Below are 14,742 nucleotides of genomic sequence, written 5' to 3' on the forward strand. Positions count from 1 at the left end.
TGAATGGTTGATACGAAAAATCCTGGCGACAAGACTTTGAGCGTCAGCCCGAGCAAGACCTTGACCCTCAAGCGGGGCGTCGAGCAGGGCACCGTGCGCCAGAGCTTCAGCCATGGCCGTACCAAGCAGGTGGTGGTGGAAAAACGCGGCAAGCGCCGGGTTGGCGGCGACGGCCCGGCCGATGCGCCGGCGGCGCCCGCGCCGGTTGCTGCGGCGAAGCCCGCGCCGGTTCGTGCCCCGATGTCGCGCCCGCCGCAGTCGTCGCACCGTGGCGGCGGCTCCGGCGTGGTGTTGCGCACTTTGACCGAGGACGAGCGCACCGCGCGCGCTTCGGCGCTGGCCGATGCAAGGATCCGCGACGAGGAAGAGCGCAAGGCGGCGGAAGCCGAACTCGCCCGTCGCAACAGCAAGGAAGGCATCGAACAGGCCGAGCGCGAGGCCGCCGAGGCCCGCAAGAAGGCCGAAGAAGAACGACATCGGCAGGACGAGGAGGCCAAGCGTAAGGCCGAACTCGAAGCCAAGAAGCGGTTCGGCGAGGAGGAGGCCAAGAAGGCCGCCGCTGCCGCCCCCGCCAAGACCACGGCTGCGACGACCGCCACCGCGGCGAAGCCCGGCGCGCCGGCGCGCGCCCCCGGCGTGGCCGCCGACGCCACCGACGAGGACGAAGGTCCGCGGCAGATCCGTCGTGGCCCCGGCGGCGCCGCGCGCCCGGTGGTCGCCCCGAAGCCGACCGCGAAGCCGGCGCCCGCCAAGCAGCGCGGCCGCCTGACGCTGGTCACCGCGCTGTCCGCCGACGACGTCCGCGAGCGCTCGATCGCCTCGTTCCGCCGCCGCACCCAGCGCCTCAAGGGCCACCAGTCCAACGAGCCGAAGGAAAAGCTGGTCCGCGAAGTCATCATTCCGGAAGCCATCACCATCCAGGAACTCGCCAACCGTATGGCCGAGCGCGCCGTGGACGTGATCCGGATGCTGATGAAGCAGGGTCAGATGGTGAAGATCACCGACGTGATCGACGCCGACACCGCGCAGCTGATCGCCGAGGAACTCGGCCACTCCGTCAAGCGCGTCGCAGCCAGCGACGTTGAAGAGGGCCTGTTCGATATCGTCGACGACGCCACCGACACCGAGCCGCGTTCGCCGGTGGTGACGGTGATGGGCCACGTCGACCACGGCAAGACCTCGCTGCTCGACGCGCTGCGCCACGCCAATGTGGTGTCCGGCGAAGCCGGCGGCATCACCCAGCATATCGGCGCCTATCAGGTCACCTCGCCGGAAAGCGGCAAGAAGATCACCTTCATCGACACCCCCGGCCACGCCGCGTTCACCGCGATGCGCGCCCGCGGCGCCAAGGTCACCGACATCGTAGTGCTGGTGGTCGCCGCCGACGACGGCGTGATGCCGCAGACCATCGAGGCGATCAATCACGCCAAGGCCGCCAAGGTTCCGGTGATCGTGGCGATCAACAAGATCGACAAGCAAGACGCCAAGCCGGAGCGGGTCCGCACCGAGCTGCTGCAATACGGCATCCAGGTGGAATCGCTCGGCGGCGATGTCGTCGATGTCGAGGTCTCGGCCAAGAACAAGACCAACCTCGACAAGCTGTTGGAAATGATCGCCTTGCAGGCCGAACTGCTCGACCTCAAGACCAACACCGAGCGTCCGGCCGAAGGCACCGTGATCGAAGCCAAGCTCGATCGCGGCCGCGGTCCGGTGGCGACCGTGCTGGTGCAGCGCGGCACGCTGCGGGTCGGCGACATCATCGTCGCCGGCGCCGAAATGGGCCGGGTCCGCGCGCTGATCTCCGATCAGGGCGTTACCTTGACCGAAGCCGGCCCCTCGGTGCCGGTGGAAGTGCTCGGCTTCAACGGCCCGCCGGAAGCCGGCGACCGCATGGCCGTGGTCGACAGCGAAGCCCGCGCCCGTCAGGTGACGAGCTATCGTGCGCATCAGAAGCGCGAGAAGTCCGCCTCGGCCGTCTCCGGCCTGCGCGGCTCGCTCGAGCAGATGATGAGCCAGCTCAAGACTACCGGCCGCAAGGACTTCCCGCTGATCATCAAGGCCGACGTGGCGGGCTCGCTGGAAGCCATCCTCGGCTCGCTGGAGAAGCTCGGCACCGACGAGGTCACCGCGCGCATCCTGCACGCCGGCGTCGGCGGCATCTCGGAATCCGACGTCACGCTGGCGGAAGGTTTCAACGCCGCGATCATCGGCTTCAACGTCCGCGCCCACAAGGAAGCGGCCGCGGCCGCCAAGCGCAACGGCATCGAGATCCGCTACTACAACATCATCTACGACCTGGTCGACGACGTGAAGAAGGCGATGAGCGGTCTGCTCGCGCCGACCTTGCGCGAAACCATGCTCGGCAACGCGCTGATCCTGGAAGTCTTCAACATCTCCAAGGTCGGCAAGGTCGCCGGCTGCCGGGTCACCGACGGTTCGGTGGAGCGCGGCGCCAATGTCCGACTGATCCGCGACAACGTCGTGGTTCACGAAGGCAAGCTGTCGACGCTGAAGCGTTTCAAGGACGAAGTGAAGGAAGTGCAGTCCGGTCAGGAATGCGGCATGGCGTTCGAGAATTACGGCGACATGCGGGCCGGCGATATTATCGAGTGTTATCGCGTCGAGACGATCCAACGCTCGCTGTAAGTCCAAGTCTTACAGCGCGCTCTTGGTCATTCCGGGATGCGATCCCGCCGGCATAGCCGGCATGGATCGCAGGCCCGGAATCTATGCTCCCTGTCGTGGTTATGGATTCCGGACTCGCTCAATCGGCGCCTTGGCGCCGATCTCGCGATCCGGAATGACGGCAGTTAATCCTGAAAGGCATCGCTCCGGACGAGCCGGGCGACATAGGTGAATTCCATGCCGAAACATCATCAGAAGGCTCAGTCGCCCGGCGGCTCGCAGCGGCAGTTGCGGGTCGGCGAAATCGTCCGCCATGCCGTCGCCGAGCTGCTGTCGCAGGGCGGCGTGCACGACCCCGTGCTCGAAGGCCATCTGATCACCGTCCCGGAAGTGCGGATGTCGCCGGACCTCAAGCTCGCCACCGTCTATGTGATGCCGCTCGGCGGCCGCGACACCGACGTCGTGCTGAAAGCGCTGGCCGCCAACAAGCCGTTCATCCGCACCGCCGTGGCGCGGCGCGTTAATCTAAAATTCGCACCCGATCTTCGCTTCCGCATCGACGAGCGATTCGACGAAGCGGAACGGATCGAGAAATTATTGAGAACACCCGGGGTCCAAAAGGACCTCCAGCAAGATTCGGACGAAACCTGATGAACGAGACCACCGCCACCGCCGCGATCGAGCCGCCGAGCGATGAGCCGATCGACGTGACCACTCCGAATTCGGCCGCGATGGTGTCCGATCAGTTAACGCTGCAGCCCGACCAGGACGGCGGTGAGCTCGGCGACCGCGCGCCGCGCGCTAACAACGATCCGCGGCAGAACGGCCGCGGCGGCAAGCCAAAGCAGAACGGCCAACCGCGCCGCGACAAGCGCGACGTCCACGGCTGGGTGGTGCTGGACAAGCCGATCGGCATGACCTCGACCCACGCGGTCGCGGTGGTGAAGCGGCTGTTTTCCGCCAAGCGCGCCGGCCACGCCGGCACGCTGGATCCGTTGGCCTCCGGCGGCCTGCCGATCGCGATGGGCGAAGCCACCAAGACCGTCCCCTTCGTGATGGACGGCCGCAAGCGCTATCGCTTCACCGTGGCCTGGGGCGAGGAGCGCGACACCGACGACACCGAGGGCCGCGCCACCGCGACCAGCGAGCTGCGGCCGAGCGTCGAGGCGATTCGCGCGCTGCTGCCGCAATTCACCGGCGAGATCGAACAGACCCCGCCGCAATATTCCGCGATCAAGATCGCGGGCGAGCGGGCCTACGACATGGCGCGCGACGGCGAAATCGTGCCGCTGGTTCCCCGCCCGGTGGTGATCCACGAATTAACCCTGGTGGATCAGCCGGATGAGGGCCATTCGACGTTCGAGGCGGAATGCGGCAAGGGCACCTATGTGCGGGCTTTGGCGCGCGATATGGGGAGAATTCTGGGCTGTTACGGCCATATCTGCGCGCTGCGCCGCACCCTGGTCGGGCCGTTCGGCGAGCAAGATATGATTCCGCTGGAACAGTTGGAGGCTTTATGCGATAGAGCCGCGTCCGGCGAGGGTAGCCTCGCCGACGCGCTTTTGCCCGTTGAGACCGCGCTGGACGACATCCCGGCGCTGGCCGTCACACGGGCTGATGCGGCAAGGCTCCATCGGGGCCAGGCCGTTTTGTTGCGCGGACGGGATGCGCCCAACTGTAGCGGCACAGTTTATGTCACGGTGGCAGGCCGGCTTCTGGCCCTCGCCGAACTTGGCAATGGCGAACTCATCCCCAAGCGCGTGTTCAACCTGAACGGACTGACCGCCAGTTCGCAGCCTAAGGAAAGTAACTGACGATGTCGATTACCGCAGAACGTAAAGCGGAAGTCATCAAGACCAATGCGAAGAAGGCCGGCGACACCGGGTCGCCCGAGGTTCAGGTCGCGATCCTGTCGGAACGCATCGCCAACCTCACCAGCCACTTCAAGACCCACGTCAAGGATAACCATTCCCGTCGTGGCCTGCTGAAGCTGGTGTCGACCCGTCGTTCGCTGCTGGACTACGTCAAGAAGAAGGACGAGGCGCGCTACAAGGCGCTGCTCGAGAAGCACAACATCCGTCGTTGAGCGAAGTTCGCGCGCCGACCCCGGCGCGCGTTTTTGCATAGGGTGGGACCACGGGTTTCCCGTTCCGGTTCGATTCCATGCATGTGATGTGCGGGCCAGTTGATGGCCCGCAAGACATGTCCAGCAGCACTCCGGCGGCTGGACGATGACGGGCAAGGGGTCCGTCGCGCGGGCAAGCGTCCGAAGGACTTGTCCGCACCGATCGGGAGGATGGACGCCATCCAGGGCTCGAAAACCATGGCAGGATCGCCGGACGCTGACGCCGCAATCGCGGCGCGGTCAGCGTCTCGCAATCTTGCGCATGGTTTTCGGGGTTTGGGCGTTCGTGCCTTTCGTGAACTCATGAAAGAAACACGCCATGTTCAATATTCATTCAGTCGAAATCGATTGGGGTGGGCGTCCGCTCAAGCTTGAGACCGGCAAGATCGCCCGTCAGGCTGACGGCGCCGTCGTCGCCACTTACGGCGAGACCGTTGTGCTCGCCACCGTGGTGGCCGCCAAGTCCGCCAAGGAAGGCGTCGACTTCCTGCCGCTGACCGTCGACTACATCGAAAAGACCTACGCCGCCGGCCGCATTCCCGGCGGTTACTTCAAGCGCGAAGGCCGTCCGACCGAAAAGGAGACGCTGGTCTCCCGCCTGATCGACCGCCCGATCCGTCCGCTGTTCGTCGACGGCTGGCGCAACGAGACCCAGGTGATCGTCACCGTGCTGTCCCACGACATGGAGAACGATCCGGACATTCTCGCGCTGGTCGCCTCCTCGGCCGCGCTGACCCTGTCCGGCGCGCCGTTCAAGGGCCCGATCGGCGCCGCCCGCGTCGGCTTCATCAACGACGAATACGTGCTCAACCCGACGCTCGATGAAATGGTCGACACTCAGCTCGACCTGGTCGTCGCCGGCACCGCCGACGCCGTCTTGATGGTGGAATCCGAAGCCAAGGAACTCAACGAAGACATCATGCTCGGCGCGGTGATGTTCGGTCACCGGCACTTCCAGCCGGTGGTGCAGGCGATCATCGAGCTCGCCGAGAAGGCCGCCAAGGAGCCGCGCGAAGTCGCGGTGGTCGACGAGAGCGTTCTTGAGAAGGAAATTCTCGGCCTGATCGAGCCCGAGCTGCGCGCCGCCTACGCCATTCCGGTCAAGCAGGATCGCTACGCCGCGGTCGGCAAGGCCAAGGAAAAGGTGATGGCGCACTACTTCCCGGAAGGCCAGGAGCCGCAATACGACAAGCTGCGGATCGCCGGCGTGTTCAAGGAATTGGAAGCCAAGATCGTTCGCTGGAACATCCTCGACACCGGCAAGCGCATCGACGGCCGTGATAGCAAGACCGTGCGCAACATCGTCGCCCAGGTCGGCGTGCTGCCGCGCGCCCATGGTTCGGCGCTGTTCACCCGCGGCGAAACCCAGGCGCTGGTGGTCACCACGCTCGGCACCGGCGAGGACGAGCAGTACATCGACTCGCTGTCCGGCACCTACAAAGAGACCTTCCTGCTGCACTACAACTTTCCTCCCTACTCGGTCGGCGAGACCGGCCGCATGGGCGGCACCAAGCGTCGCGAAATCGGCCACGGCAAGCTCGCCTGGCGCGCGATCCATCCGGTGCTGCCGCCGCATCACGAGTTCCCCTACACGCTGCGCGTGGTCTCCGAGATCACCGAGTCGAACGGCTCGTCCTCGATGGCCTCGGTGTGCGGCGCCTCTCTCGCGCTGATGGACGCCGGCGTGCCGTTGAAGCGGCCGACCGCGGGCATCGCGATGGGTCTGATCCTGGAAGGCGAGCGCTTCGCGGTGCTCTCCGACATCCTCGGCGACGAGGATCATCTCGGCGACATGGACTTCAAGGTGGCCGGCACCGAGCAGGGCATCACCTCGCTGCAGATGGACATCAAGATCGCCGGCATCACCGAGGAGATCATGAAGGTCGCGCTCGGCCAGGCCAAGGACGGACGCATCCACATTCTAGGTGAGATGTCGAAGGCTCTGACCAACGCCCGCGCCGAACTCGGCGAATACGCGCCGCGCATCGAGACCTTCAAGATCGCCACCGACAAGATCCGTGAAGTGATCGGCACCGGCGGCAAGGTGATCCGCGAGATCGTCGAAAAGACCGGCGCCAAGGTCAACATCGACGACGACGGCACCGTCAAGGTCGCCTCCAGCGACGGCGAATCGATCAAGGCCGCGATCAAGTGGATCAAGTCGATCGCGTCGGATCCGGAACTCAACGCGATCTATGATGGCACCGTCGTCAAGGTCATGGAGTTCGGCGCCTTCGTGAACTTCTTCGGCGCCAAGGACGGCCTCGTCCATATCAGCCAGCTCGCTGCCGGCCGGGTGCAGAAGACCTCCGACGTCGTCAAGGAAGGCGACAAGGTCAAGGTCAAGCTGTTGGGCTTCGACGACCGCGGCAAGACCCGGTTGTCGATGAAGGTGGTCGATCAGGAAACCGGCGAAGACCTCGAGGCCAAGCAGAAGGCCGCCGAGGGCGCCACCGCCGCGGAGTAAGCGCTTCGTCGCGATCGGCGCGAGCCGGGCGTGAAATGCGATCAGCAAATAGACCAAAGGGCGGCCGCGAGGCCGCCCTTTCTTTTGGCTGGAGCGTCGCACCCCGTCTCGCACGAGGTGCCGCGCTCGCTCGGGTGCATTTGATCGGCGCTGCGGTACTCCGTCGCAGTGCGGCGATGGGTGTGGCCGGAACCGCATCGGTTCCGGCGAGTCATCGATGGCCAGCACCAACGCCGCAATGGAGGAACCCATGTCATTACTGTCCCGACGCCATCTGATGATGGCCGCTACCGGCATCGTCGCTGCCGCGGCCGCGCCGCGCCTGGCGTTCGCGCAGGCCACGACGGCGGCGCCGACAGGCCCGTTCACGCTGCCGCCGCTGCCCTATCCGGTCGCGGCGCTGGAGCCGCATATCGACGCCAAGACCATGGAAATCCACCATGGCAAGCACCACCAGGCCTATGTCAGCAATCTCAACAATTTCGCCAAGGACAACCCGAAGCTGGCGTCGATGCCGGTGCCCGAGGTGCTGGGCAATCTCGGCGACGTGCCGGAGGCGATCCGCACCGGCGTGCGCAACAACCTCGGCGGCCACGCCAATCACACCATGTTCTGGCAGATCATGGGCCCGAACGGCGGCAAGCCGGCCGGCGACGTGTTGGCCGCGATCGACCGCGACCTTGGCGGCATGGAGAAATTCCAGGCCGATTTCAACGCTGCCGGCGGCCGGCAGTTCGGTTCGGGCTGGGTGTTCGTCACCGTCAGCAAGGACGGCAAGCTGGCGATCGAGACCCGGCCGAACCAGGACAATCCAATGATGGACGGCAAGCGCGCCCTGCTCGGCAACGACGTCTGGGAACACGCTTACTATCTCAGTTACCAGAACCGCCGCGCCGATTATCTCAAGGCCTGGTGGAATACGGTGAACTGGAACAAAGTCAGCGAACGCTACGCCGCCGCCAAGGCCGGTCAGCTCGGCATTTGACCATCGCGCAGGCGAGCTGCCGCAAATAACAGAAGGGCGGCCGCGAGGCCGCCCTTCTGCTCATCCGTGCCGCTCGCGCTAATCGATCACCGCGGCGTGGTCGGGTCCCTTGGACTGCTGGCGCAGCGTCGCCTTGGTGGAGCCGATGATGATCGCCGCCGGGATCGCCGCCGCGGTGAGGAACATCACCAGCGCGTAGTCCTGCGAGAACGCGATGATCTGCGCCTGCATGGTGACGATGCCGTCCATCATCGCCCGCCCGGTGTCGGTCGCCATGTCGATGGTGCCGCGGACGTCCGGCATCTGCATCGCGTGGTTGAACGGGGTGACGTATTCGGTCAGCACCGCATGCGCCCGTCGCGTCCCCGAGGTCAGTTCGGCGATCACCACCGAGATGCCGATCGAGGAGGCGACGTTACGCACCAGCGTCAGCATCGCGGTGCCGTCGGTGCGCAGATGGCCGGGCAGCGTCAGGAACGCCACCGTCGACAGCGGCACGAACACCAGCCCGAAGCCGAAGCCCTGCGCGATGCTGACCACGATGATGCTGTAAACGCTGGTCTGGTCGGTCCACTGCGTCATGAAGTACAAGGTGGCGCAGGTCAGCGTCAGCCCGCCGGCGATCAGCGTGCGCGCCTCGATATGGCGCATGATCCGCCCCACCATCATCATCGCCACGAAGGTGCCGGTGCCGCGGGTGGCCAGCAGTAGCCCGGCGGTGAGGATCGGAAAGCCGATCACGTTCTGCATGAACGGCGACGACAGCGCCATGGTGGAGAACAGCACCAAGCCCATCACCGCCATGAACACGCAGCCGCCGATGAAATTCTTGTCCGTGAAGATCGCGAACTGGATGAACGGCTTCGGCGTGGTGAAGGAATGCGCGAAGAAGTAATAGAAGCCGATCACCGAGACGATACATTCGGCGATGATCTCGCCGGATTCCAGCCAGCCGAGCTGCTCGCCGCGGTCGAGCGCGAGCTGCATCGCGCCGATGCCGATTGCAAGGGCTGCGAAGCCGAACCAGTCGAACCGCAGCGCGTGGTTCAGTTTGGTTTCGTCCATGAAGACTAACAGTCCCGCCACCGTGACGATGCCGAACGGCAGGTTGACGAAGAACACCCAGTGCCAGGAATAGGTCTCGGTCAGCCAGGCGCCGAGCGACGGCCCCATGATCGGCCCCAGCATCACCCCCATGCCCCAGATCGACATCGCCTTGGCGCGCTCGTGCAGCGCGTAGATGTCGAGCATCACCGATTGCGACAGCGGCACCAATGCTGCGCCGAACACGCCCTGCAGCAGCCGGAACGCCACCATCTGGGTGATATCTTGCGCGAGCCCGCACATCACCGAGGCGATGGTGAAGCCGGCCGAGCAGATGATGAAGATGCGCTTCCTGCCGAAGCGATTGGCGACCCAGCCGACCGGCGCGGTCATGATCGCGGCGGCGACGATGTAGGAGGTCAGCACCCAGTTGATCTGATCCTGCGACGCCGACAGCGAGCCCTGCATATAGGGCAGCGCGACGTTGGCGATCGTGGTGTCGAGCGCCTGCATGATGGTCGCGGTCATGGCGCAGATCGTCACCATGTTGCGGCGCAGACCTGGAACTGCAACCGGGGCTGCGCCTGCGGTGGTCATGCGATCAATCCTGCGGCTGCGCTTTGGCCGACGACAGCCCGATCAGTCCGGCCAGCGAGCGGGTGTGCTTGGTGTCGATCGAGACGTAGGAACTCATCCCGGCCTTCAGCTTGCGCACCGCTCTGTCGTTGGTGTCGAAATAGATCCGCACCGGCACCCGCTGCACCACCTTGACGAAGTTGCCGGTGGCGTTCTGCGCCGGCAGGATGGCGAATTGCGCGCCGGTGCCGGGCGACAGCGAGCCCACCGTGCCGATGAAGGCGTGGTCGGGGAAGGCGTCGATGTCGATCGTCACCTTCTGCCCGACGGTGACGTAGGTGAAATCGCTTTCCTTCGGATTGGCGTCGACCCACGGCGCGGTGGTGTCGATCACGCTGAACACCGGATTGCCGGCGGCGACGAAGCGGCCGAGCTGGATGTTGTCCACCTGGGTGGCGGTGCCGTTCATCGGCGCGCGCACCGTCGACAGATCGAGGTTGCGCTGCGCGTCGTCGAGCGCCGCCTTGGCCTGCATGTAGGCGGGGAATTGTTCGAGCGGCAGCTCGGGATTGCCGAGCAGCTGATTGAGCGCGGTGGAGAGCTGCTGCTTGACCAGCTGCAGCTGCGCCTGCGCGGAGACCAGCGCCGAATTCGAATTGTCGAGGTCGAGCTGCGAGCCGGCCGAGCTCTTCACCAGCGAGCCCTTGCGCTCGACGTCGCGCTGCTTGATGGCGATGCCGGCGTTGACCAGTTCGACGGTCTGGCCATAGAGCTTCACATTGGCGACCAGATTGTCGTGGCTGGTCTTGGCGTCGTCGAGCTTGGCCTTGGCCTGCTGCACGGCGAGCTGGAACGGCACCGGGTCGATCTGGAACAGCACGTCGCCGGTGTTGACCAATTGACCTTCCTTCACCGCGACGTCGATGATCTTGCCGGCGACGTCCGGCGTGATCAGCACCTTTTGCGCGCCCACATAGGCGTCGTCGGTGGTGACGTAGCGGCCGCCCTCCAGATAGAAGGCGATGCCGGCGATCAGCACCAGCAGCGGCAGCACGATCAGCAACAGCGGCCGGCGATAGGCCTTCAGCGCGCCGAACAGGCTGCGCCGCGGCGCTGCCGCGCGCTGCGTGGTGGGCTCCGGCGGATTGCCCTTCTGCTCGGGCGCGAGTTTGAGAACCGGATCAGCCATGCCGCTGGATCTTTCGTTGAGGCGCCGCATGCGCGTCGTGGATCGCGGTGCGGACGTTTTCCCTGATGGTTTCGAGATGGCCGACGAGCCGGTGGACGTCGACGGGGCTAATTCCCGCCAGCGCGGTGGCGGTGAGTTCAGAGCGCAACCCGGTCAATTTGCCGAGCAAGGGGCGCGCGGCCTTGCGCAGATAGAGACGTTTGGCGCGGCGGTCGGTGTCGTCGCTGCGCCGCTCGATCCAGCCGTGCTCGCACAGCCGGTCGATCAATCGCGTCAGCGTGATCGGCTGCATCTCCAGCATTTCGGCGAGCTCGGATTGCTTGAGGCCTTCGCAGCGCTCGACCTTGGCGAGCACCGCCCATTGCGCGCGGGTGATGCCGTAGCGCGACGCCGCCTTGTCGGCATAGCAGCGCACCAGGCGCTGCACCTCGGCGAGCGTAAACAGAAAATTTAGATCCACGGAACCGCGCGGCATGGTCGTTCCAACTCCCTATCGTTGTATAAGATAAGCAAGCTCATCTTCTCTGCGAGCGGCATTTCGGTATGGTATCGATGTCCGGCGCGCATGCGTTCCACGCTGCGGAACTTGCGATCATGCCGCGGATCGATCGTGACGAAACGGTGGGCGAAACGCCCACGCCGCGCTACATAAGGCCCATGACCGACGCCAAGCCGACCTTCCCGCCGCCCGATCACGATCACGTTCGTTGCGCCACGGACGCGATCGACCATGCCGAACGCATCTGCCAGCGCCGCGGCCAGAACTTCACGCCGATCCGCCGCCGCGTGCTGCAGGCGCTGTTGACCAGCCACCGGCCGCTCGGCGCCTATGAGGTGATCGACGAACTGGCCCGCGACTCTGCGCGCCCGGCGCCGATCACGGTGTATCGCGCGCTGGATTTCCTGATGCAGAACGGCCTGGTGCACCGCATCGAGAGCCGCAACGCGTTTCTGGCCTGCGCGCATGACCACGACCACGCCGCGACGGTGGCGTTCCTGATCTGCGACCGCTGCGGCTCGGTCGGCGAAATTCCCGCGGGCCCGCTCGCCAACGGGCTCAATGAGGCGGCGCGCGCCACCGGCTTTGCGCCGAAACTCGCGGTGGTGGAGATCGCCGGCACCTGCGCACATTGCCTGTCCGCCGAACCGCCGGGCCCCTGATCGACCACAGCGCGGCGACACGCCGGAGGCCCGATGCCGTCACAGCAACCGAGCGCGGGTCAAGCCGCGCGCCCGCTCAGCGTCGGCGCGATCGCGCTAGTTATGTTGTGCTGCCTGTCCTGGGGCTTCAACCAGATCGCGATCAAGCTGGTGCTACCGGAGGTTCCGCCGTTCCTGCAGGCGACGATCCGCTCGCTCGGCGCGCTGCTGGTGATCGGGCTGATCGCGCAAGCCCGCGGCGTGAAGCTGTGGCAGCGCGACGGCGCCTGGCGCGCCGGGCTGTTCGCCGGCGTGCTGTTCGGCATCGAATTCGTGCTGATCTATCGCGGCCTGATGCTGACCACGGCGTCGCGCGCCGTGGTGTTTCTCTACACCGCGCCGTTCTTCGTGGCGTTCGGCGCCTACCAGCTGCTGCATGAGCGGCTGAACCGGCTGCAATGGGGCGGGCTGGCGCTGAGCTTCGTCGGCGTGGCGCTGGCGATCGGGGTGCCGCAGCCCAATGTCGATGCCGGCGTGCTGCTCGGCGATCTGATGATGATCGGCGGCGGCGCGCTGTGGGCCGCCACCACGCTGATCGTCAAGACGACGCGGCTCGGCCGGGTGCCGGCGGAAAAGGGCCTCGGCTATCAGGTCGCGGTGTCGATCCCGATCCTGGCGCTGGCGGCCTGGCTGTCCGGCGAAACCGTGCCGCAATGGCCCACGCCGCTGTCGCTGGCGCTGATGGCCTATCAGGCGGTCTGGGTGGTCGGGCTGACCTTCCTGTTGTGGTTCGGCCTGGTGAAGACCTATTCGGCCAGCAAATTGTCGTCCTTCACCTTCATCACCCCGCTGTTCGGCGTCGCCGCGGGTTATCTGATCATGGACGATCCCTTGACGCCGACCTTCGGCGTCGCCGCGCTCTTGGTGACCGCCGGGCTCTATCTGGTCAATCGGCCGGCACCGCGGGCCGAGCCGGCGGCTCGGCCCGACCGAACGGCCTGAGGCGGCCTGGAACCGGATGTTCCGCGCCGAACGCCCGCTCGCCCCGGCGCCAGCCCTTGGTTTCCCCCGTCCGCGGGCCATCTGAGGGGTGCATGCCACCTCTGATCCGGGTTCCTGCATCCATTGATCGATTGCTGACTGTCATGAAAATCTGATATTTGGGGCCCCATGAACAAGCTCGAAAACCCGCTTTCGCACGATGTCGCCGGCCCTGCGCCGCGGCACAAAACCACCCAGGTCATGGTCGGCGACGTCGCCGTCGGCGGCGGCGCGCCGATCGTCGTGCAATCGATGACCAATACCGACACCGCTGATGTGGCGGGCACGGTGGAGCAGGTCGCTGCATTGACCCGCGCCGGCTCCGAACTGGTGCGGATCACGGTGGATCGCGAGGAAGCCGCGGCCGCGGTGCCGCATATCCGCGACGCGCTGCGCAAGCGCGGCATCACCACGCCGTTGATCGGCGACTTCCATTACATCGGCCACAAGCTGCTCGCCGACTACCCGGCCTGCGCCGAGGCGCTCGACAAGTACCGCATCAATCCGGGCAATGTCGGCTTCAAGAACAAGCGCGACAGCCAGTTCGCCGACATCGTTGAGATCGCGATCAAGAACAACAAGGCGGTGCGGATCGGCGCCAATTGGGGCTCGCTCGATCAGGAATTGTTGACCAAGCTGATGGACGAAAACGCCGTCTCGGCCAAGCCGCGCGACGTCCGCGCGGTGACCCGCGAGGCGATGGTGCAGTCGGCGCTGCTGTCGGCCGCGCGGGCCGAGGAGATTGGCCTTGCGAAGAACAAGATGGTGCTGTCCGCCAAGGTCTCGGCGGTGCAGGACCTGATCGCGGTGTATCAGGATCTGGCCTCGCGCTCGGATTACGCCATCCATCTCGGCCTCACCGAGGCCGGCATGGGCTCCAAGGGCATCGTCGCCTCCTCGGCGGCGCTCGGCATCCTGCTGCAGCAGGGCATCGGCGACACCATCCGGATTTCGCTGACGCCGGAGCCCGGTGGCGATCGTTCGCTGGAAGTCCAGGTCGCGCAGGAGCTGCTGCAGACCATGGGCTTCCGCACCTTCGTGCCGCTGGTGGCGGCCTGCCCGGGCTGCGGCCGCACCACCTCGACCACGTTCCAGGAACTGGCGCGCTCGATCCAGGACTTCATCCGGGTCGAAATGCCGGCCTGGAAGACCCGCTATCCCGGCGTGGAAAATCTCAACGTCGCGGTGATGGGCTGCATCGTCAACGGCCCCGGCGAGAGCAAGCACGCCAATATCGGCATCTCGCTGCCCGGCACCGGCGAGACCCCGGCGGCGCCGGTGTTCGTCGACGGCCAGAAATTCCGCACCCTGCGCGGCGCCAACATCTCCGGCGAGTTCAAGGCGCTGGTGATCGACTACATTGAGCAGCGCTACGGCGCTGGTGTCGCGGCGCCGGTGACGGTGACCGCGGCGGAGTAAGGCGCAACGTAGCACCGTAGCCCGGATGAGCGCAGCGACATCCGGGTTTCACGAACTGATTGGCGTACCCCGGATATCGCTTCGCTCATCCGGGCTACTGTCTGCACCGCGTGCGGGACTTTCGCCCTCAG

The 14,742-nt window shown here is 65.7% G+C and carries 12 protein-coding genes; 9 read left to right on the forward strand and 3 right to left on the reverse strand.

The features are described 5' to 3' along the window. Window positions 1-3 precede the first annotated feature (3 nt). The 6 genes from infB (at window position 4) to RPC_RS02450 (ending at window position 8,202) form a co-directional block, all read left to right on the forward strand. Window positions 4-2,646 (forward strand): translation initiation factor IF-2, encoded by a 2,643-nt coding sequence (gene infB / locus RPC_RS02425; protein ID WP_011470963.1) that lies wholly within the window; start codon window positions 4-6, stop codon window positions 2,644-2,646. 216 nt (window positions 2,647-2,862) lie between these two features. Next, on the forward strand, window positions 2,863-3,276 hold the full coding sequence (rbfA, locus tag RPC_RS02430; protein ID WP_011470964.1) for a 30S ribosome-binding factor RbfA: 414 nt from the start codon (window positions 2,863-2,865) through the stop codon (window positions 3,274-3,276). An 80-nt stretch (window positions 3,277-3,356) separates the two neighbouring features. After that, window positions 3,357-4,439 carry a tRNA pseudouridine(55) synthase TruB gene (truB, locus tag RPC_RS02435; RefSeq protein ID WP_157043289.1) on the forward strand — a complete coding sequence of 361 codons (1,083 nt, stop codon included), beginning with the start codon at window positions 3,357-3,359 and terminating at the stop codon, window positions 4,437-4,439. Between the two features lie 2 nt (window positions 4,440-4,441). Further along, window positions 4,442-4,711, forward strand: coding sequence for a 30S ribosomal protein S15 (gene rpsO / locus RPC_RS02440; protein WP_011470966.1), 270 nt, complete (start codon window positions 4,442-4,444; stop codon window positions 4,709-4,711). 358 nt (window positions 4,712-5,069) lie between these two features. Beyond that, window positions 5,070-7,217, forward strand: coding sequence for a polyribonucleotide nucleotidyltransferase (gene pnp / locus RPC_RS02445; protein ID WP_011470967.1), 2,148 nt, complete (start codon window positions 5,070-5,072; stop codon window positions 7,215-7,217). 250 nt (window positions 7,218-7,467) lie between these two features. Then, window positions 7,468-8,202 (forward strand): superoxide dismutase, encoded by a 735-nt coding sequence (locus RPC_RS02450; protein WP_011470968.1) that lies wholly within the window; start codon window positions 7,468-7,470, stop codon window positions 8,200-8,202. Between the two features lie 78 nt (window positions 8,203-8,280). Here the strand turns inward: RPC_RS02450 and RPC_RS02455 are convergent, their stop codons facing one another. From RPC_RS02455 to RPC_RS02465, 3 genes are read right to left on the reverse strand one after another with little or no spacing between them, the layout of a single operon-like run. Further along, the gene (locus RPC_RS02455; protein ID WP_011470969.1) at window positions 8,281-9,843 is read right to left on the reverse strand and encodes an MDR family MFS transporter; all 1,563 of its coding nucleotides are present in this window, start codon (window positions 9,841-9,843) and stop codon (window positions 8,281-8,283) included. A gap of 4 nt (window positions 9,844-9,847) precedes the next feature. Then, the gene (locus tag RPC_RS02460) at window positions 9,848-11,011 is read right to left on the reverse strand and encodes an efflux RND transporter periplasmic adaptor subunit (RefSeq protein ID WP_011470970.1); all 1,164 of its coding nucleotides are present in this window, start codon (window positions 11,009-11,011) and stop codon (window positions 9,848-9,850) included. Further along, window positions 11,004-11,486 carry a MarR family winged helix-turn-helix transcriptional regulator gene (locus tag RPC_RS02465; RefSeq protein WP_011470971.1) on the reverse strand — a complete coding sequence of 161 codons (483 nt, stop codon included), beginning with the start codon at window positions 11,484-11,486 and terminating at the stop codon, window positions 11,004-11,006. The genes RPC_RS02460 and RPC_RS02465 overlap by 8 nt, the downstream gene beginning before the upstream one ends. A 182-nt stretch (window positions 11,487-11,668) precedes the next feature. Between RPC_RS02465 and RPC_RS02470 the strand changes: the two genes are divergently transcribed. From RPC_RS02470 to ispG, 3 genes are all read left to right on the forward strand, one after another. Continuing rightward, entirely contained in the window at window positions 11,669-12,172 is a 504-nt protein-coding gene (locus RPC_RS02470) for a Fur family transcriptional regulator (protein ID WP_011470972.1), read from the forward strand. 33 nt (window positions 12,173-12,205) lie between these two features. Continuing rightward, window positions 12,206-13,153, forward strand: coding sequence for a DMT family transporter (locus RPC_RS02475; protein ID WP_011470973.1), 948 nt, complete (start codon window positions 12,206-12,208; stop codon window positions 13,151-13,153). A gap of 168 nt (window positions 13,154-13,321) precedes the next feature. Next, a complete protein-coding gene (gene ispG, locus RPC_RS02480) occupies window positions 13,322-14,611 on the forward strand; it encodes a flavodoxin-dependent (E)-4-hydroxy-3-methylbut-2-enyl-diphosphate synthase (protein WP_011470974.1) in 1,290 nt (429 codons plus the stop codon). Window positions 14,612-14,742 lie beyond the last annotated feature (131 nt).

The sequence above is a fragment of the Rhodopseudomonas palustris BisB18 genome (assembly GCF_000013745.1).
Classification (GTDB): Bacteria; Pseudomonadota; Alphaproteobacteria; order Rhizobiales; family Xanthobacteraceae; genus Rhodopseudomonas_A; species Rhodopseudomonas_A palustris_F.